The sequence below is a fragment of the Ruegeria atlantica genome, from assembly GCF_013032005.1.
In the GTDB taxonomy this organism is placed as follows: domain Bacteria; phylum Pseudomonadota; class Alphaproteobacteria; order Rhodobacterales; family Rhodobacteraceae; genus Ruegeria; species Ruegeria atlantica_A.
Genome location: NZ_WQBE01000010.1, coordinates 120,960 through 138,911, shown reverse-complemented (window position 1 = coordinate 138,911; position 17,952 = coordinate 120,960). Strand labels below are relative to the sequence as shown.

23 protein-coding genes, 1 pseudogene and 1 riboswitch are annotated in these 17,952 nt (G+C 51.0%); of the genes and pseudogenes, 18 read left to right on the top strand and 6 right to left on the bottom strand.

Features of this window, described 5'->3' with window-relative positions; all coding sequences use genetic code 11:
• Positions 1–380 precede the first annotated feature (380 nt).
• The 4 genes from GOX21_RS17110 (at position 381) to GOX21_RS17095 (ending at position 4,285) form a co-directional block, all read left to right on the top strand.
• Positions 381–800 (top strand): NUDIX domain-containing protein, encoded by a 420-nt coding sequence (locus GOX21_RS17110; protein ID WP_170378830.1) that lies wholly within the window; start codon positions 381–383, stop codon positions 798–800.
• A 240-nt stretch (positions 801–1,040) separates the two neighbouring features.
• Positions 1,041–1,129: riboswitch (TPP riboswitch) on the top strand.
• A 293-nt stretch (positions 1,130–1,422) separates the two neighbouring features.
• The gene (locus tag GOX21_RS17105) at positions 1,423–2,361 is read left to right on the top strand and encodes an ABC transporter substrate-binding protein (RefSeq protein ID WP_170378828.1); all 939 of its coding nucleotides are present in this window, start codon (positions 1,423–1,425) and stop codon (positions 2,359–2,361) included.
• 446 nt (positions 2,362–2,807) lie between these two features.
• A complete protein-coding gene (locus GOX21_RS17100) occupies positions 2,808–3,533 on the top strand; it encodes an ABC transporter ATP-binding protein (RefSeq protein ID WP_170378827.1) in 726 nt (241 codons plus the stop codon).
• Entirely contained in the window at positions 3,530–4,285 is a 756-nt protein-coding gene (locus tag GOX21_RS17095) for an ABC transporter permease (RefSeq protein ID WP_170378826.1), read from the top strand. The genes GOX21_RS17100 and GOX21_RS17095 overlap by 4 nt, the downstream gene beginning before the upstream one ends.
• 109 nt (positions 4,286–4,394) lie before the next feature.
• On the opposite strand, the gene GOX21_RS21845 is transcribed toward GOX21_RS17095, so the two are convergent.
• Positions 4,395–4,580: a hypothetical protein gene (locus GOX21_RS21845; protein WP_438826471.1), complete on the bottom strand. Its 186-nt coding sequence runs from the start codon at positions 4,578–4,580 to the stop codon at positions 4,395–4,397.
• Here GOX21_RS21845 and GOX21_RS21840 point away from each other — a divergent pair.
• Both GOX21_RS21840 and GOX21_RS17085 read left to right on the top strand, forming a co-directional pair.
• A complete protein-coding gene (locus GOX21_RS21840) occupies positions 4,554–4,700 on the top strand; it encodes an ArsR/SmtB family transcription factor (RefSeq protein ID WP_438826470.1) in 147 nt (48 codons plus the stop codon). The two genes, GOX21_RS21845 and GOX21_RS21840, sit on opposite strands and share 27 nt — an antisense overlap.
• Complete coding sequence (locus GOX21_RS17085) at positions 4,687–5,592, top strand: alpha/beta fold hydrolase (protein ID WP_170378824.1); 906 nt, start codon at positions 4,687–4,689, stop codon at positions 5,590–5,592. Before GOX21_RS21840 ends, GOX21_RS17085 begins: the two co-directional genes overlap by 14 nt.
• Positions 5,593–6,406: 814 nt before the next feature.
• Here GOX21_RS17085 and GOX21_RS17080 read toward each other — a convergent pair.
• Complete coding sequence (locus tag GOX21_RS17080) at positions 6,407–6,958, bottom strand: TetR/AcrR family transcriptional regulator (protein ID WP_170378823.1); 552 nt, start codon at positions 6,956–6,958, stop codon at positions 6,407–6,409.
• Between the two features lie 76 nt (positions 6,959–7,034).
• On the opposite strand from GOX21_RS17080, the gene GOX21_RS17075 reads away from it, so the two are divergent.
• Complete coding sequence (locus GOX21_RS17075; RefSeq protein WP_254428589.1) at positions 7,035–7,910, top strand: alpha/beta hydrolase family protein; 876 nt, start codon at positions 7,035–7,037, stop codon at positions 7,908–7,910.
• A 45-nt stretch (positions 7,911–7,955) separates the two neighbouring features.
• On the opposite strand, the gene GOX21_RS17070 is transcribed toward GOX21_RS17075, so the two are convergent.
• Complete coding sequence (locus GOX21_RS17070; RefSeq protein ID WP_170378822.1) at positions 7,956–8,711, bottom strand: SDR family oxidoreductase; 756 nt, start codon at positions 8,709–8,711, stop codon at positions 7,956–7,958.
• Between the two features lie 216 nt (positions 8,712–8,927).
• Complete coding sequence (locus GOX21_RS17065; RefSeq protein ID WP_170378821.1) at positions 8,928–9,494, bottom strand: TetR/AcrR family transcriptional regulator; 567 nt, start codon at positions 9,492–9,494, stop codon at positions 8,928–8,930.
• Between the two features lie 105 nt (positions 9,495–9,599).
• Between GOX21_RS17065 and GOX21_RS17060 the strand changes: the two genes are divergently transcribed.
• The 4 genes from GOX21_RS17060 (at position 9,600) to GOX21_RS21775 (ending at position 12,205) form a co-directional block, all read left to right on the top strand.
• A complete protein-coding gene (locus GOX21_RS17060) occupies positions 9,600–10,061 on the top strand; it encodes an NAD(P)H-binding protein (protein WP_170378819.1) in 462 nt (153 codons plus the stop codon).
• A gap of 120 nt (positions 10,062–10,181) precedes the next feature.
• A complete protein-coding gene (locus GOX21_RS17055) occupies positions 10,182–10,616 on the top strand; it encodes a carboxymuconolactone decarboxylase family protein (RefSeq protein ID WP_217353053.1) in 435 nt (144 codons plus the stop codon).
• A gap of 3 nt (positions 10,617–10,619) precedes the next feature.
• Positions 10,620–11,537: a sigma-70 family RNA polymerase sigma factor gene (locus tag GOX21_RS17050; RefSeq protein ID WP_170378817.1), complete on the top strand. Its 918-nt coding sequence runs from the start codon at positions 10,620–10,622 to the stop codon at positions 11,535–11,537.
• A 353-nt stretch (positions 11,538–11,890) separates the two neighbouring features.
• Positions 11,891–12,205: a CGNR zinc finger domain-containing protein gene (locus tag GOX21_RS21775; RefSeq protein WP_170378815.1), complete on the top strand. Its 315-nt coding sequence runs from the start codon at positions 11,891–11,893 to the stop codon at positions 12,203–12,205.
• On the opposite strand, the gene GOX21_RS17040 is transcribed toward GOX21_RS21775, so the two are convergent.
• Positions 12,189–12,716 carry a hypothetical protein gene (locus tag GOX21_RS17040; protein WP_170378813.1) on the bottom strand — a complete coding sequence of 176 codons (528 nt, stop codon included), beginning with the start codon at positions 12,714–12,716 and terminating at the stop codon, positions 12,189–12,191. The two genes, GOX21_RS21775 and GOX21_RS17040, sit on opposite strands and share 17 nt — an antisense overlap.
• 94 nt (positions 12,717–12,810) lie before the next feature.
• Positions 12,811–13,395: a TetR/AcrR family transcriptional regulator gene (locus GOX21_RS17035; protein WP_368040036.1), complete on the bottom strand. Its 585-nt coding sequence runs from the start codon at positions 13,393–13,395 to the stop codon at positions 12,811–12,813.
• Positions 13,396–13,639: 244 nt separating this feature from the next.
• Between GOX21_RS17035 and GOX21_RS21770 the strand changes: the two genes are divergently transcribed.
• The 7 genes and pseudogenes from GOX21_RS21770 to GOX21_RS21830 all read left to right on the top strand — a co-directional run bounded on the left by GOX21_RS21770 (position 13,640) and on the right by GOX21_RS21830 (position 17,808).
• A complete protein-coding gene (locus GOX21_RS21770) occupies positions 13,640–14,122 on the top strand; it encodes a GFA family protein (RefSeq protein ID WP_368040035.1) in 483 nt (160 codons plus the stop codon).
• Entirely contained in the window at positions 14,119–14,430 is a 312-nt protein-coding gene (locus tag GOX21_RS17025; RefSeq protein WP_170378808.1) for an NIPSNAP family protein, read from the top strand. Before GOX21_RS21770 ends, GOX21_RS17025 begins: the two co-directional genes overlap by 4 nt.
• Positions 14,431–14,524: 94 nt before the next feature.
• On the top strand, positions 14,525–14,989 hold the full coding sequence (locus GOX21_RS17020) for a DUF1203 domain-containing protein (RefSeq protein ID WP_170378806.1): 465 nt from the start codon (positions 14,525–14,527) through the stop codon (positions 14,987–14,989).
• Entirely contained in the window at positions 14,968–16,221 is a 1,254-nt protein-coding gene (locus GOX21_RS17015; protein ID WP_170378804.1) for a M20 metallopeptidase family protein, read from the top strand. The genes GOX21_RS17020 and GOX21_RS17015 overlap by 22 nt, the downstream gene beginning before the upstream one ends.
• Complete coding sequence (locus GOX21_RS17010) at positions 16,218–16,838, top strand: glutathione S-transferase family protein (protein ID WP_170378802.1); 621 nt, start codon at positions 16,218–16,220, stop codon at positions 16,836–16,838. The genes GOX21_RS17015 and GOX21_RS17010 overlap by 4 nt, the downstream gene beginning before the upstream one ends.
• Positions 16,839–17,007: 169 nt before the next feature.
• A pseudogene (locus GOX21_RS21835) lies at positions 17,008–17,361 on the top strand (EamA family transporter); the annotation flags it as partial.
• 21 nt (positions 17,362–17,382) lie between these two features.
• Positions 17,383–17,808, top strand: coding sequence for an EamA family transporter (locus GOX21_RS21830; protein ID WP_438826469.1), 426 nt, complete (start codon positions 17,383–17,385; stop codon positions 17,806–17,808).
• The last annotated feature ends 144 nt before the right edge of the window (positions 17,809–17,952 follow it).

The window sequence follows — 17,952 nt, the reverse complement described above, 5'->3', positions numbered from 1 at the left end:
ACTGCTGAAGCAGGTTGCGATCGTGGTCATCAAAATCACATCAAGGAGAGTAGAGCGTCGATATCAGCCACCATCTGTGCGATCTATTTCTGAAACATCGAGCTCCAGTAAGGTGAAAAAAACACAATTGCGTATGGCCTGATTTGACTCCTTTCTTTTGTCATTCTTGAAGCCACTTAATCCGCTTTCCTTGAGACTGGGCTTCAGAAATGCGACTCCATTTTGAAGGGTACTGCATCAATGGATTTACCTCAGCAGTCACATTTGTTTGGCCTGAGCCTCGTATACAAACACGTCGGCCATCGTCTGGCCCAATGAATACACCTTGTAAGGGCTGTATCTTTCATCTTCGGTTGTATTGACAAGGAACTTGGCGCGTCATGGCTGAAAACTCCACTGCTCTTTCTCCAACCCCAATTGCCGTTGCTCTCGTTCAACACGAAGAGCGTATTGTTTTCATAAGAAAAAGGGGATGGCCAAAGGGAGTACTTGGGCTTGTCAGTGGAGTTATCAAAGAGGGGGAAACACCGGAGGCGGTAGCTTTACAAGAGGTTGAAAGGGAACTTGGCGAAAAGCCAAACCTAGTTGAGCGAATTGGAGTCTATCCTTTTGAGGAGCAGGCCCAATTGTTGTATGTTTTTTTTGTGCTGCTTACGGGGTCTCTTTGTCTTGGCGAGAATTCGGCCTCAGCGACAACTATACCTATCAATCAACTAAATACCTTGGACTACGGAACCGGCCTTTCAATTGGCGATTGGTTGAGCGCACGTAAAAGTAAACTCGACACACGCAACCTTTAATTACACATATGGGGTGTGTCCATCTGAAGAAACTCCCGGGAGTTGAGCTAACCTTCGTACTCACTCACTTTCGCCTTGCTGAGTTTGCGAAGCAGCCAGTCTGAACAATCTAGATGGCCATTCAGCACAGTTTCCGCGACTTGTTGCTCCTATCAAACAATGCTCTTTGATGGGACTAGAGTTTCGTTTTTGGCAAACCCAATTAACGATAGTTGACAACTAAAAATTGTCTTCGTATCACGACCTAACCGGGGGCGCCTGTTGGCTGAGAAGTACCCTTTGAACCTGAACCAGATAATGCTGGCGGAGGGAGGGTAGGGTCGCTGTAATGCGATCGTCCTTTTCGCTGGCCGGAGAAGAGTCAGTGAAAGCTCCAGACATCCGTACAACGCTGCGCACCCAAGGGCCACTGCTCCACTATATAACGAAATTTGTGACAATGGATGCGGCTGTCAGCGTTCCGCTAGCGGCAGGCGCATCCATTGCGCCGGTTAACGCCGTCGACGCTGCCATAACCAATGTAACTTCTGCGATTGAAAGCGCAAACATCGTGAGCGTTGGTACAGGTTGCGGCCCCACGCATCATTTCACCCGATTTTACGACTGAGGAGACCATACACCCATGAAACTGGCTTCTTTGATAACTGTTCTGGCCTTTGCCGCCTATCCGGCCATGGCACAGGATCGTCTAAAGGTGATGCTGGACTGGTTCGTCAATCCTGATCACGGGCCGATCATTCTTGCGCAGGAGAAGGGCTATTTCGAAGAGGCCGGCCTTACGGTTGAAATCATTGCGCCGGCCGACCCGTCCGATCCGCCCAAGATGGTCGCTGCGGGCAAGGCAGATATCGCAATTTCCTATCAGCCACAGCTACACCTGCAAATCCATGAAAACCTGCCGCTGCGGCGCGTTGGCACTCTCATGGCGTCACCACTCAGTTGCCTGCTGGTGCTTGCGGATGGACCGGTGCGGTCGCCTGCAGATCTGGCCGGGCGCAAAGTAGGATTTTCCGTGAGTGGTTTTGAAGAGGCGGTTCTGGGTGCCATTTTGCGCACCCATGGGCTCACGCTGGATGACATTGAGCTCGTCAACGTGAACTGGTCGCTGTCTCCTTCGCTGATGTCAGGTCAGGTTGATGCAGTGATTGGTGCTTTCCGCAATTTCGAACTGAACCAGATGGAAATCGAAGAAGTTCCCGGCCGGTGCTTCTTCGTCGAAGAAGAGGGCGTTCCTCCGTACGACGAACTGATTTATGTCGCCAATCCTGAGAGGATGGACAGCGACGTCATTCAGCGATTCCTGGAGGCCACCGAAAAAGCGGCGCAATATATCATCAATCATCCGCAGGAGAGCTGGAAGGTGTTCTCGGCAACATCAGCTGATCTTCAGGACGAGCTGAATGCGCGGGCCTGGATTGACACTCTGCCACGCCTTGCATTGAGACCTGCTGCGCTGGACACAGGGCGTTACGCCCGTTTTGAGACGTTCCTGCATGACGCAGGTCTGACTCCGGGCATCAGCCCGGTTTCCGCCATCGCTGTTGACATAACCGTACCGTGACCGGTCGGGGCTGTGGTGGCGACGTTTTCGTTTTACCTGCTCATACCCGCAGCTTCAGTGAATTGTACACAGCACTCCCCTGGCTTCTCCCCTCCGTCATCGGGAAAGCAACTGATCAACTTTAAGTGGTGGCCCACTTCAGTACTCCGGCCATCCCAATGCCGCGCTTGGTTTTTTGTATTGCCTCTTAATCGCTACGGCACTCTCCTGTCGCGAAGCATCGCTGACAGAAAGCCAAAGGTAACCCGCCATAAACGGATCGCCGCTCAATTGAATGGCGTGTCGCAGATAGCAATACCAGATATACTTCGGGGAAGCGGTGGCCGCCCGGAACACCGGCCCGGACCAGACGGCGGGCCGTTGCTGCTTTGGGTAAAGCTGAGTCTGCGCCTGATAAATGCGACAATACCAGTTAATGGCTTCAGAGGCATAGGGCCTGGTGGCACATGACAACGAGCCCCGCAATTACGGTTCAGGGCAGCTTTCATATAAACGGACAGCCTCTGTTCACAGGTATTGATCTGAACATTCCGGCAGGCGGGTGGACCTGTCTGTTGGGCAAATCCGGCGCTGGTAAATCCACTGTTCTGCGCCTACTCCTCGGACTGGACACAGCGGGACATTTTGACGGAACTGTTCGCACCAGTGACGGACGGGGCATCGCAGGCCGTGTCAGCTACATGGCGCAATCTGATCTGCTGTTGCCCTGGCTCAGCTTAACGGAAAATGTCGTTCTCGGAGCGCGATTGCGTGGCGAAACTCCGGACATCGACAAAGCGGAAGCGATGATCTCGCGGGTTGGTCTTTCGGCCCATCGCAGTAAGAGACCAAGGGCCCTGTCAGGCGGTATGAGACAGCGTCTGGCCCTTGCACGCACGCTGATGGAGGAACGCTCAATCGTGTTTCTGGATGAACCGTTTTCAGCTCTTGATGCGGGAACACGTGCCGACATGCAGGATCTTGTATCTGAGGTTCTGCACGACAAAACAGTACTTCTGGTGACGCACGACCCTTCGGAGGCCTGCCGCCTGGCGCACCACATAGCTGTGCTTTCATCCGGAGGTTCCGAGGTATGGCCTGTTCCTCAAGTTGCACCCGTTCGGGCAATTGACGACCCGGCCACTTTACGCAGTCAGGCGGCGTTGCTCGCGTATCTGCGGGGCAGCAGATGAAACTGATGTCATCTCCTGCAGGTGCGGCAGTGTTCGGAGTGGCAGTCTGGCAGCTGGTCGTCTGGATCAGTGGCGTTCCGCATTTTATTCTGCCCGGCCCCTGGCGCGTTGTTCAGGTCGCCGTAGATAGTCGCGCGCTACTTGCCGAGCATGCACTGGTAACAGCACTGGAAGTATTTCTTGGTCTCTTGATTGGTTCCGTACTGGGGGGGCTGACTGCTATTCAGCTGGCGTTTTTGCCAGGGCACGCCCGCCTCGTGATGCCGCTTCTTATATTCACTCAGGCAGTTCCGGTTTTTGCGTTGGCACCGCTCCTGACCCTTTGGCTTGGCTACGGCCTTGCGTCCAAAACGGCGATGGCGGTGTTGATAATATTTTTTCCGGTGACATCATCTTTTTTTGACGGGCTGATGCAGGTGCCCCCTGCCTTCCTGGATCTCGCAAAGACAATGGGAGCCAGTCGGTGGCAGGTGATGCGGCGGATTAAAATTCCCCATGCATTGCCCTCGCTGGCATCAGGGCTGAAGCTTGCCGCCGTCTACGCTCCCATCGGTGCCGTCATCGGAGAATGGGTCGGGGCTTCCCGCGGATTGGGCTATCTGATGTTGCTGGCAAATGGCAGAGCGAAAACCGATCTTATGTTCGCGAGTTTGATTGTTCTGGCCGGGCTCACGGTGGTACTGCACAAGTCTGTATCGCTACTGGCAGAGTATCTGAACGAAAAATCAGAACTCGGTCGAGTGTCGCACTGATGGCAACAGACGCTGTGCCCGAACATTTTATCCTGTGAGCCAAGGATTCGGGTTCTTGACCAGTCCTATATTGATCGTTATATAGCTATATATGGATTCGACACGCTTCTCAGAAATACGCGAAGAACAGGCCAAGGCTCTGGCAAGCCGGGCGCGTATGAGCATTCTCCACTGGCTGAAAACGCCGGATGTAAACTTTGCAGATCAGGCAAGTGGTAGCCCCGTCGAAATCGGCGTTTGTGTCACGCTGATCACCGCTAAGCTGGGAATGAGTCAGCCAACCGTCAGTCGCCATCTGGAGCTTCTGAGACGTGCGAATTTCCTAACCATCAGGCGGATCGGAAAATGGTCCTATTACAAACGAAATGAACAGGCGCTAACAGAATACAGGAGTTGGTTAGGTGACACACTTTGAAGAACTGGACAGCCGTCTGCTGCCCGGCTTTAAGCGACAGGTGGTTCGGGGGAGCGAAGGTGACATACTCGCCGTCGTTGGTGGAGATGGTCCGCCCTTGCTGATGTTGCATGGCGATCCGCAGACCCATCTCTGCTGGCATAGGATCGCGCCTGCGCTTGCCCTGAACTACACGGTTGTTCTCACCGACATCCGTGGTCGGGGTGAAAGCCACAAACCCGGTCTCTCGCCAGAAAACACCGCCTATGCCAAACGGGCGTCGGCGCGCGAACAACTGGACGTCATGAAGACCCTCGGGTTTGATAAATTCCGGCTGGTAGGACATGATCGTGGCGCGCGTATCGCGATGCGGATGGCTCTGGACCATCCGGACAGGATTGATCGGCTCGCTGTAATGGACATTGCTCCGACACTGGACTTCTACGAAAATACCACCGGTCAGATTGCTCAGGACTACTACTATTTCTTCTTCCTAACGCAGCCTAGCCCAATCCCCGAGACCCTGATGATGGGAAGCCCTGAGGCTGTTGTCCGCCAGATCCTGACCGGGCTACCCGGCCAAGTGGCACCCTATGACCCAGACGCGTTTGAGGCTTATCTGGATGCAGGAGCAAGGGAAGATGCGATTGTCGCGATGTGCGAGTGTTTCAGAGCTGGTCTGTCACAGGACATCAAACATGATCGTGATGATCGGGAGGCTGCACGAACTATTGCCTGCCCGACGTTGGTTATGTGGGGCGATCAGGGGGTTGTGGGAACACATTTCGATTTGCGTAGTATTTGGAGCCGCTGGGCCCCCAACTGCAGTTTTGCTCCGATGCCGTGTGGGCACTTCATTCCCGAGGAGCAGCCGGAGCTTGCGTTGCAGAAGTTGGAGAAATTTTTGCAATAGGACCCGAAGACTGTCCAGAGTGACCGGGGCAATGAAAAGTCGGCCCGGCGTCTGCAGGCAGCATTGAACATAATGACAGGGGAGCTTGAGCATCCAATTAGAGTAATAGAGCATTGCGCCGCGGGAAGAAACGCCGAGGGCGGTAGAAGTCGGCGCAGATATGATGCGTCATGTAGCGGCAATGCTCTACGGTTTAGGATGCTTCAGTGATGAGGAGATCGTACGCTATTTGAGTCCGGGCCATCCCGCCTGTTTCTATATTCTTGGTGTCTGCCGCACAGATAGTTGAGACGGTCTAATCGCATCTCTTCGTAACCCGGTCCTCTGCCTTTCGGAAAGTTTCACAAATCGGGTGAGGGCAGCAGCAAGGCTTGTCCCCTTCAACCTTGGATGCATGGAGTTCAGGTGACCCACGTCGGTGACTAAAGCGCCCTCAACTTGATCCGGGTTCTAGCATCTTATGTTCACACGTTCCTCCTGGATGTCCATCTTCGCCGCGTTGCTGCTTCGGAACTTGGCAGGACGGGCCGAAAACACAACTGGTCAATCAGCTCGACTATGGGGGAGGCGAGTTCACGGCCAGTTCTTCCCTCCAGCGGCTTGACGCCTGAAGATTCTCAATAGGCAGTGAGAGTGATCAAACCCCTTGGCGTAGTTTTTTGCTCAGGTGTAAGGTTCAGTGACAGAAAGGAATCTGTAAAACCGAAAGTCCTTGTTGAAGCCATGGGAGTCCTCGAGCCAGAGGAGAATATTTGACGCTGCCGTGTCGTGGACCAGCATATGGCGGAAAATGCTTAGTAGCCTTCTGCGTGGCTCATTCGTCAAAAATTAATATGGCTAGGTTTCTGATGACATCACCGTTCTTTTTAGCACGTGCGAGTGTCCAGCCACCTTGGAGGGTAATGAAGAGCTTTTCAGCCTGCACTTTGGCGGACTCTGGCGTTTCACCAAGCCGCTGCGCATGAGCGGCGATCAGGAATACCCAAGCATCAAAATACTCAGCTGAGCGCTTGCGGAAAATCTCCTGTTCAGGACCTCCGAACAAAATCTCCGAAATCGGGCACCCGGTTTGTTTGCCTAGCACCTCGAAGAGTTTTGCAAGCTTGTAAAGTAGGGTAGTTGCGCCGGACTTGTAAGAATTCGCACTCTCGAACGCTTCATCGATCACCTTCATCATTTCGTGATGAGCAAGTGCAGCAGATTCCAGCGCAAGATCAGATTTACCATTTGGGAAGTGATGATATAGAGATCCCTTAGGCAACCCGGATGCGTTGAGGATTTCGTTCAAACCAACACCGTGAAAGCCGCGCTCCTGAAACAGCTTTGCTGCTGTTCGAGCAAGTTTGTCCCGAGTAGAAAGTGCCATGGAATTCTCTTTGACAGAACTGGACCATTTGGTCTAGCGTCCGATTAGACCAAATGGTCTAATTGGAGAGTTTGCGATGAACATGTCATTCGGGTTACCGGGCACTGGAAGTGTTCAAATACGGGATGTTACCTTTTACTCAGGTGAGTACAAACTCAGAGGCCGGCTTTTTTGCCCACATAGAACTCCGACGGCGGTGGTAGTTCTAAATGGCGCAACAGGCGTCCCCGCACGTTTCTACGAGAAATTTGGTCGTTGGCTGGCCGGCACGAAGGGTATGGCTTGCCTGACTTATGATTACCGCGATTTTGGAACCTCTGTTCGGAATATGCCACGTCAATCAAGCACCACGATATCGGACTGGGGTATCTACGATCAGGAAGCCGCCCGAAGTTTTGCGGTAGCGAGCTTTCCGAGTTTGCCACTCTGGGTGATTGGACACTCTCTGGGTGCTATGTGCCTGCCGTTTCAACGAAATCTCGATCAGATTGATCGGGTGATTGCTGTTGCTAGCGGCCTAGTGCATTTCAGAGATCATCCATGGCCTTACCAAGGGCTAGCTCGGCTCTTCTGGTTCGGACCACTCCCGGTTCTGACGATGCTGGCAGGTTATATGCCGGGACGCGTTTTTCGTGTCGGCGAAGACCTTCCTTCTGGTGTTTACTGGCAATGGCGGCGCTGGTGTACACAACGGGGGTTTTATGGAAGCGAATTCGGAAAACAGTTGCCCTTCCCTGACTGGACAGGTGTTCAGGCACCAGCAAAATTCGTAGCCGTTTCGGATGATGTGATGACCCCGCCTGAAACGGTTTGGCGACTAATGCAATGCTACCCTTCAGCGCCGAAGACTCAATTAGTACTCCGACCTGGAGACTTCGGATTGCAGAAACTAGGGCATATCAATGTGTTCTCCGAAAAGAGCCGGGACGCCTGGGATCAGATTGTCGGTTGAGACAATATTACCTAGGAGCGGATTTACGTCGCCGAGAGTATACAGTCAGGCTAACCTGACTGAAATACCGCCATCCACAATCATGGGTGATCCGGTAACGAAGCCCGACCGGTCCGAGAGAAGAAAAAGCGCACATTGAGCGATCTCCTCGGGGTCTGCCATTCGCTGTAATGGGTGAAGGTTCGCGATAAAGTCTTCTGTTTCCGAATCTCCACTGGTCATGGCCGTCTTTGTGCCACCCGGCAGGATTGCGTTTATCCGAATCCCATCTTTTGCATGATCCGAAGCAATCGATTGAACGAGCCCGATCATACCTGCCTTAGAAGCTGCGTAGGCCGCCATCCCCGGCATTCCACCATTGCTGAATCCCACAAAGGACCCAGTAAACAGAATTGCTCCCTTGCGTTGCCGTGCCATCGTTGGAATCTGCGCCCTGGCGGCAAAGAAGGCGCTGGACAGATTGGCCGCTATCACAGCATCCCAGTTTGACACCTCCATTTCTGGAACAGATCCGAGTTCGCCTAAAATCCCTGCGTTATTGAAGGCGCCGTCAAGAGTTTCGAAGTGTTCGACAGCGTGGTTAACAAGCTCCTTGGAGTACGCCTCATCAGTTACGTCGCCTGCGAGATAAGACGCTTCACCGTTGCTTGATCGGATTTGCCAGACAAGCTTTTCCAATTCCTCCTCACGTCGTGCGCCCAGAACTACTCTAGCGCCTTCTCTAGCGAATAGTAGAGCAGCGGCGGCACCGATACCGCTACTGGCTCCGGTGACTATAATTGTCTTGTTTTTCAATTCCATAGTAAAGCCCTTTCATTTCCGACTGGCTTTTCTCTATGAAGTATCGAACCTTTCAGTCGACCCGTTTCCTGCTCTTATGACCAGCTTGCTGATGAAACAAAAAAGGAAAATGCTTTGCTAGGTATCCGATATGACAATAGAATCCTAAGATGAGCTCCTGACAGTAATCTGAATAGAATAGATTACCGGCGCTTGGGTTATCCCCTGCCGTAATCCCTACCAGTGTTCTTGTAGTAAGTTCACTCCTGTTTGGCCGTCCTGAAGAATTGCCCTAGCCTCGCCAGAAGTTGTCGCCAAACGCGCCAATACTATCGTTCCGATAAGCATCGCAAGGACAGCTCGGCCGTTCTGGACATCTTCATTGCGCTGAAGTAGTGCGGCCACACGGTCCGCCGCGGCGGCGCCTTCCTGTTTCGTGTCATTTTTTGTCCGGCTAACCCCGGCGCCCATCGCGGCAAGGGGACAGCCGCCGCCGGTATTCCCCACATGTTCCGGGGACAGGTATGTCGCTATGTATTGTTCCCGCGCGGCTACGCGTTCCTGTCCGGGTGATGCCGCCTCCATCTCCCCGACAACTTCACCGACAGCATGACTGAACGCCCTGGCGACCAAGTCATCCTTGGAGGTGAAATGCCGGTAGAAACCCCCATGTGTCAGGCCTGCCGCTTGCATGACATCAGAGACGCTTGTCGCTCCAATCCCTTTTTCGCGAAGCAGCCTTGCAGCCGCATCAAGGATGCGATTGTGAGATTTTTGTTTTTCGCTTGCTGACATTCTGGGCATTCAGGGCTGCCTCCAAAAGGGGTTGACATATAGAGTTCATCTATCATCCATAAAATAGGATTACAATTGTCATCTAAATCTTAACTATTCCCCCATCTCAAAATTTTGATCACTTCAGGTGTCAGTCGGGTCGGGCGAGAAATCGTAAGAATGCTGCTAAAAAAGGATTGTCCTGTGCGCGCATTTGTAAATCATCCTAATCAACTTAAAGCTGAGTTTAAGGGGTTCGGCGCAGAGATATTTGTAGGCAATCTGTTTGATTTCTCTGATCTTACTCAGGCGATGGCGGGCGTATTTAGGGCACTTCATTGTCAACTCATTGCCCCTCATCTTCTACATAGCTCCATGCTAACCCGTGAGCACTGGATTGCGAGTAATTTTGCCCGCTGGATACCAGATGTAGGTGCTAATCTCGGTCCCAAGAGTCAGAATTGGCTGTCCGGGGCTTGGGGTCTGTTAATTGATCGGTTTGAAGAACATAATTTGACAGCTTCCCCAATAGGTTTGCAAACCGAGATTCCTGCACTTCAGTTTCAGACTAATACCTGTTGCGCAGGTGTCCGTTAGCTTCGCTCTAAGCTGCATAGATAAAATTTCCATTGGTGAAATTAAAACGACGCCCAAGGGTCACGCCAGGCCCAAGTTATTCGTCATCACAGTGTTGGAACACTATTTAAGGTAAAACAAATGAACGCCATGTCAAAACCTGTGCAGCACGAATTGGTCCTCGGGAGCATTATTCAGCACCTCGGCGAGACCCATGATTTGATGGCGAAAAAAGGCTTGCCGCAGAGCCTCTCGCATCTGATTGAACTACGGGTATCGCAGATCAATGAATGTGCATATTGTGTCAAAATGCATAGTTCGGATGCCCGCAAGGACGGTGAAACTAGCGAACGGCTTGACCGGCTTGCAGCCTGGCGACACGTTTCGGATTTTACGGCTGCCGAAAAATCAGCGTTTGCCTGGGCAGAGGCTCTGACCTACCTTGATCGCAATACTGACTACGCTGCCTTACGCGCAGATCTTCGTGATCACTACGAAGACGAGATGATCTCGTTGATCACGACATGTGTCAGTATGATCAACCTCTGGAACCGAGTTCAAATATCGAAGTATTGAATTATGAGTATAGAACTAAAAACAGAGGAATTCGAAAAGGCGCGTCCCCAGCTGATGGGGATCGCTTACCGCCTCCTCGGCGTCGTTGCTGAAGCAGAGGATGCTGTACAAGACACAGCCTATAAGTGGTTCTCGGCGACGGGGCCTCTTCCAGACAAGCCAGTGGCCTGGCTCACAACAGTTTGCACAAACCGCTGCCTAGATATTTTAAAATCTGCTAGACGAAGGCGAACCGACTATGTTGGTCCCTGGCTGCCGGAGCAGTTCGAATCTGAAAGTACATTAGATGTGGAAAGTCAGCTAGAGATCGCTTCATCGCTTTCAACAGCATTTTTGTTGTTACTGGAACGGCTTACGCCTCGCGAACGTGCGGCTTATTTGCTGCATGACATCTTTGGTATGGCACATCAGGATATTGGTCAGACTCTTGGTCTCTCGACCGAAAACTCGCGCAAGCTCGCCTCTCGGGCACGTCGAATGGTCAGTCAGGAAAACGTTAGGTTCGTACCTTCCGCAGAACGGCAAAAAGAATTGCTCGAGAAATTCAGGGTGGCGATTCAGACAGGAGACACACATGAGTTAGTTAAATCTCTAAGTCAGGATGTCGACTTGCGGGCGGACAGCGGGGGCAAAGTTACAGCCATCACTCACATCCTAGAAGGCGTCGAAGCAGTACTCAATTTCTTTTCAGAAGTCCTGTCACCGGCTTGGAATTCCCTTCAGTTTGAGATGCGAACAGTCAATGGTTGTCCCGGTCTGCTTATTTGGGAAGACGATGTGCTTCACGCACTTGTTTCTTTTTCCGTCGATGCCGACCAGACCATCCGAAGTATTTTCATTCAGCGGCATCCAGAAAAACTCGAACTGCTTCTCGAAAAGAAAGGTCGCCCTCAGGTAGACGGGTCTCTATTTCTACAGTAGCCGCATACACACGGTATCAACATCTGAGAAATCGGGAAGGGTACACAACACGTACCGTTTGCTCGCAACCCAAAAAAGACTTGGACAGTCTTCAGATACGGCGATGAGCAAAATCATGAAGGATTTTTCCGCTGGCAAATCGGTCGTGGTGTCAAGACAAATAGACTTGCTGAACTAAATGCTTTTTGGGAGTTCGCCTAGCGCGTGTTGAGCACCTTATCGAGTGGACATCAGCCACAGTCAGCTGACCTGAAACAACCAACGCGATATTTTATGAAGCCAAAAGGGCTGTGCCGCTTCAGCTTTGTGCGGAATCCTTGCAGTGGAAGGTTGCAGCCGGCATTGAAACTGCAATGCTGAATTTGATCGCACTGAAAGTTGAATTGCGCCTAAATGATCCAAGAGTAGTGAGAGTCCGAGAATATACTCACTGCCCTTGGCTTTTTCTGAACAGCGAGCGCGGTAGAAAATGGTTCGCATTGAACAAGTGTGGAAACCGTTCCAAGGTCGAGAAACACCGGCACAGGGCGGGCGTTTCAAAAATAATCGTCATTCGGCCCTATCATCACAGCTCACCGATATTTGCCAGTCAGGCTATAGATACCTCGGCCTGCCCCGGCAAAAGGGCCGGAGCAGAAAACGGCTCGCTGATCAAGCAGGTTGACTAAGAAAAGATGTGAACATGGAAGTATATCCGTCCATCTGCACGGTGGCTTTTCCCATCTCAGCAAATACATCTGCGGGAAGTGCGTTGAAACCAAGCCCATTGGCAAGCACGCTGTACACTTTCAATGCAGCGACTAACCCAATTACATCTTCCGCAGTTTGGTCACTCCAGCCAGCATCACGCAAAGCCTGAATGTCGCTTTCTTCAACATCGGCTGAGTTTAGATTAAGCTTTGCGGCAAACGCGAGAATTGGTTCCAAGGACCTCTCAGACTGCCTTTCGTTACGAACCTCAAGTGCACTAATCATTCCTGTACGGATACCAGCGCAGAATGCTGAACCATTTTGTTGGCCAAGTTCAAAGCCGATGCGCTCACAATCCTCCCAGTCAAGTTCCTCTGCGTTTTTGATTACATTGTCTAAGAACTCCACGATCGGGAGATAGCGGTTGTGGTCTCTCAGAAGGGATTCCATAAAATTCTGCATTTCTTTGTTCTGAGCGAGAAAGGGCATAGTTTGACTCCATATAACGAAACGATACGTAGCGTTTCGAAATAAATCGATAAACGACCCAACCCGTATTGCCAACTTAAAAGTTCGAGGTTTTTCAGCTTTTCCGAGGTGTCAACGCAATTGTTATCATGCTTGTGAGGCTTTCACTAAAAGCATCATCCAGCTCCCTGTGACCAAATAGAAGTCGGTGGTAAAGAGGACCAAAGATCATGTCTAACACCAGATCCGTCTGCAGTTGCTCGGAAATTTCACCATCCCGTTTTCCGCGCTCGATTAACTGCCTCGAGGGTTCCAGCAATTGAGTGAAAATTCTGCTCCGAAATTCTTCGAGAATATGCGGATCCGACTGACCCTCTCCCACCATTTCGGCGATCACTTTGCCCGATGGACCGGAAAGAAGCTCAACCATCTCCCTGATTTGCGTGCTTAGGCCTAAGGTTACAGGACCATCTTCTTGAAGAGAAATACATGGCTTCATTGTCGAAAAGAAAGCATCCATGACAATTGCACATTTGGAATCCCACCATCTATAAATAGTGGACTTCGCAACGCCCGCTTCTTCTGCGATTGCGCTGATCGTTATATGTCGGACCGACTTGCGACTCATTAGTTGCAACGTCGCGTTTATCAGCGATTGTCGAGATGCTTCGCTGCGTGGTCTTCCTGGCCTGGCTGGCACTTTGCTATGCGTCCTGTTTGGGTCCAAATCTTCGGCAAAAATACTGGGTTTTAGACTAATACATCCTAGGAAGGTTAACGGCAAATCTTCAACCAGCCATCAAGCGCAACGAAGGGCTAGCCAGTTCCGCAATTCATTTTTTTTAAATAAATCTGAGATGTCGCGTCACACCCGACCTCCCCCAGTCGTCCTTGTACTGAGTGAATCCTCGATGTTCCGCTTCGGAAAAAAGTAACATATAGGGGTGACGAAAGTGAGTTTAGGCACAAAGACCGCAATTGAGAAGCGAAGACACAAACACCCGAAAATTGAAGGAGGGTGCCTGTGTGGAACGGTTAGGTTTAGGATTGATAACAACTTTTCAAACTTACTCATTTGCCATTGCAAGCAGTGTCGGAAGACTACCGGAGCCGGAAGTGCCGCCAACTTAATATCGACGACAGGCTCGCTTGAGCTAACAAACGGGGCCGACTTAGTCACGACGTTTCGGCATCCGACACGATATTTTACTAAGGCTTTTTGCGGGTTGTGTGGTGGTGCCGTCCCTTATCTAAATCATACAGAAACATTGTGTTTTGTACCTGCTGGGTCGCTGGAAGGCGAACCGGAGGTAACTCGGCAGGACAATATCTTCACAGAAGAACGGCCAGACTGGTGCACAGCAGGCTATCTAGCCGAAAACCATATCGGCTTTGGTAGTGTTTTTGAGGATCTACGTAAACAATGATCACGTGCTTTGTCAGATACGAGCTGAACCCTGAAACTCTCGACGCATTCGAGAACTATGCCAGAATGTGGCTTCCGCTGGTTGAGCGATATGGCGGAAACCATCACGGGTACTTTCTGCCGCATGAAAGCGCCAACGACCTTGCTGTGACTCTATTCTCATTCCCTTCGTTGGCAGCATACGAAGAGTATAGAACTAAAAGCCGCGAAGACCCAGCATGCATAGCGGCATATGACTACGCAGAGAAAACACAGTGTATTAGACGATACGACCGCCAATTTTTACGCCCGGTTCTGGCGGACTATTGAATGCGCTAGAGCTACGTTGCAATGCGCAGCCAAGAATTGAGCGGTACGCAATGTCTTTAGTAAGGGTTCAAAGACACACCTCGAGAGAAAACCTATGAGATACAGTTATCAACCAATTCCAACAGAAGTTGTTGATTGGCACAGACGAGAAAAAGTCGATTGGCAGGGCAATGAAATCCTCTTCATGAATGATGGCGGCACCTATCCGTGTAGACACTGCCTGAAGGAATCGGGAAGTTCGAGCGGGGCACTTCTCTTCTCATATCAACCAATTCTACCAAAGGGTGTTTACGCTCAGCCAACGGCTGTCTTTATCTGCAATGATGACTGTAAAAAACCGGATGAAGAGTCTGAGGTTCCGGAGATTGTCTATAACAGATTTGTCGCTCTTAGAACGTTCCGGGAAAACGGAATGATGGACTACGGCGTAAACACTCTCTGTGACGGAAGCGATGTCGCTAAGGCAATGGATAGTATATTTGAAAATGATGAAGTCGCCTTTGTAAATATACACACGGCGCTTGCAGGATGCCTACTATGCACAGTGCGCCGGACATAAGAATCTCCACCGGAGTACGCCCAAGAGAAGCGCTCTTAAAAGGCCAAAAATACTTCACCGAACTAAGACATTGGTTTCATGCGCATCCAGAAACAGCTTACGAAGAAGTCGCTACAGGGCAGAAAGTGGCTGCATATCTGAAGAGTTGGGGCTGGGAGGTTGAGACTGGGGTGGGCAAGACTGGAATCATAGGCCGAAGGCACTTTGGAGTAGGGGGAAAGTCTGTTGGATTTCGAGCCGATATGGATGCACTTCCTATCAAGGAAAATACATCACTACCCTATGAAAGCCAATTTGCCGGAAAGATGCACGCATGTGGGCATGACGGACACACGGCTGCGCTTCTTGCCACAGCCTTTGCGCTCTCTCACGCAGACGATTTAAACGGAACCGTCACAGCGATTTTCCAACCTGCTGAGGAGGCCGGTGATGGGGCCGAGGCGATGTTTGCAGACGGGCTATTGGAACGATACCCGCTTCATGCGGTTTTTGGTTTTCACAATCTTCCGGGGATAGCCGCAGGAAAGATTTGCCTCAGGGAGGGGGCCTTTTGGGCAGCGGCTGACGCGATTGAAATCAGATTAGAGGGGCGGAGTTCGCATGGCGCACAACCCCACCTTTCAAGAGATGTAATAGCGGCCGTCGCAGCAATTGTCACAAGCTTAAACACGATCGTTTCGAGAAACATGGATCCAGCTGACAACACATCGATCAGCATTGGTCGACTTCACGCTGGATCAACCTGGAATGTGATCCCAGATGCAGCCGTGCTGCAGGTGAGCATTCGGAGTTTTAGCACTGAATCCCGTGTTCTTATCCTAAAAAGAATACGACAGATTGTATCCGGTATCGCAACGGCGATGGACGTGCGATCAGAATTGGAAGTTTTGCACGGATGTCCCGCCGTTACAAATGATGCAGATCTGACGCGGCTTGCGGGCGATGTTGCTGTAAAGCGGTTTGGGGGCAGAAACGTTGAGAAGAGAGCTGCACAATTGACGCTAAGCGATGATTTTTCGGTGTTTCAACAGCATATTCCTGGTGTTTATATTGGAATTGGAAACGGGCTTAAATCGCAGCCCCTTCATCATCCGCAGTATGACTTTGGAGACACTCTCATAAAACGAGCAGCTATGCTCTGGATTGAACTGGCGTATGAGTTTTTAAACCGGCGCGTAACTGCGAATGACAATATCCTACCTAATCCACCAAGGACCGGGAGGCCGCGTTGAAACTCTTGTTTGCTCCTCAGTCTCCGTTTGCAAGGAAAGTTCGGATAGTATCGATTGAGACCGGAATGCACAATCAGATCAAGCCGGAAGTGGTGACGATGATACCTGGCAAGCAAAGTGACAAAAACTCTGCCAACCAGATTCCGCTTCAGAAAACTCCAGCCCTAATACTTGACAACGGGATTGTGCTTTTTGATTCTAGGGTGATTTGTGAATATCTGGTCGGCCTCGGCAAACAAAATGATCTGATACCGATCGAATTAAATGAGCGCGCGCAAGTTATGACTTTGCATGCTCTTGCGGATGGGATGTGTGATGCTGCGGTGTCCCTTCGGTATGAAACTTGGCTTAGGCCCAAAAGCTATCGATGGAAAAAATGGAAGGACGCGCAGTGCGCCAAAATTCAGGCCGGAATCACCTGGGTCGAGGAAAACCCGAACTGTCTGTCCGGCCCGCTTAATCTTGCGCATGTAGCTTTGGCATCTTGTCTGGGCTATATCAACTTTCGGTGGCCGGAAGCAGAATGGTTAGTATCAACGCACAGCCTCGCGTCTTGGTATGAAGCAATTGAAAATCGGCCTTCATTCTACTACACCCGACCAACCATTGCAGCTTAATTCACGTGTGGCGCAAGGAAAAGATTTTAGCGTTTTTGCAGGCGCAACTTCATGATAGCATAGCTGCCACAACGGCTTACCGTCAGTTCAACTTGCTTAACAATTTGGTTCGCAGATACCTTTTTGACGAGCCAAATAGGAAGGCCGTCGGACTTGTTCTGGGAGCTGTTTTATTGTGGGCCAGCTGGCCTGCACTAGCGACTATCGCCCACCCTACACCACCATTCTTGGTGTTGGGCTCTTCCGCACTCGTTGGTTTTTTTTTGCTTTTGTCGCGGCTGTACAGACAAAGTCAATACGTGCTTTCATCTCGGTTCCCACTAAGACATTAATCTGGGTATCAGCCGGTCTGATTGGAAACAATGCATTCTATCTTGCTGCCATTTCTAGAGTTGGTCCTGCAGAAGCAAATGTCATCCACTATCTCTGGCCTGTACTCTTCGTTGTCTTGGTTTCTGCATTGCAACAGCGGTCTACCACTTGGCGACAAAAATTGGGTATTTCCTGTGGCTTCATTGGTGTAGCAATTGCGCTGTATCCACATATGGACGGAAATCTAAGTCTGACTGGTGTTTTGTTTGGCTTTTGCGGGGCGCTGACTTTTGCGATTTATTCCGTCGGTCGTTCAATTGAGAAGATGGGCACAGATGTTATAGGCCCATCGCTTGGTCTTGCTGGGTTTGGCGCCTTGTCCGCCCATGTCGTCTTGGAACCAGCCCATTTGTTGACAACCCAGCAATGGATTGCCGTGACTCTAATCGGCATAGGGCCGTTTACCATAGCTAACATGTTTTGGGACCAAGCTACGCGCAAAGGGTCTGCAGCAACTATCTCCAGCCTCGCGTTTTTGACACCGTTGGTCGCAATAGGGCTATTATCCATACTAGGTTTAAACGCGTTCACCTTAGCGACACTAGTAGGTGCTCTATTTACTGTTGTCGGAGCACTGGTTAGTTCCGCCTCGGAGTAGTTTTGCGCGGAATGGATCAGCTCTAAGCGAGCCGATCAAGAAAAACAACAAGTGTCCCCCGGCGCCATTTATAGCATTGTTAACGTTTTGCCCCGGCCCGACAGATAGCAGGCCGGATCTCGAGTTTGAACATCTGCACTTTCA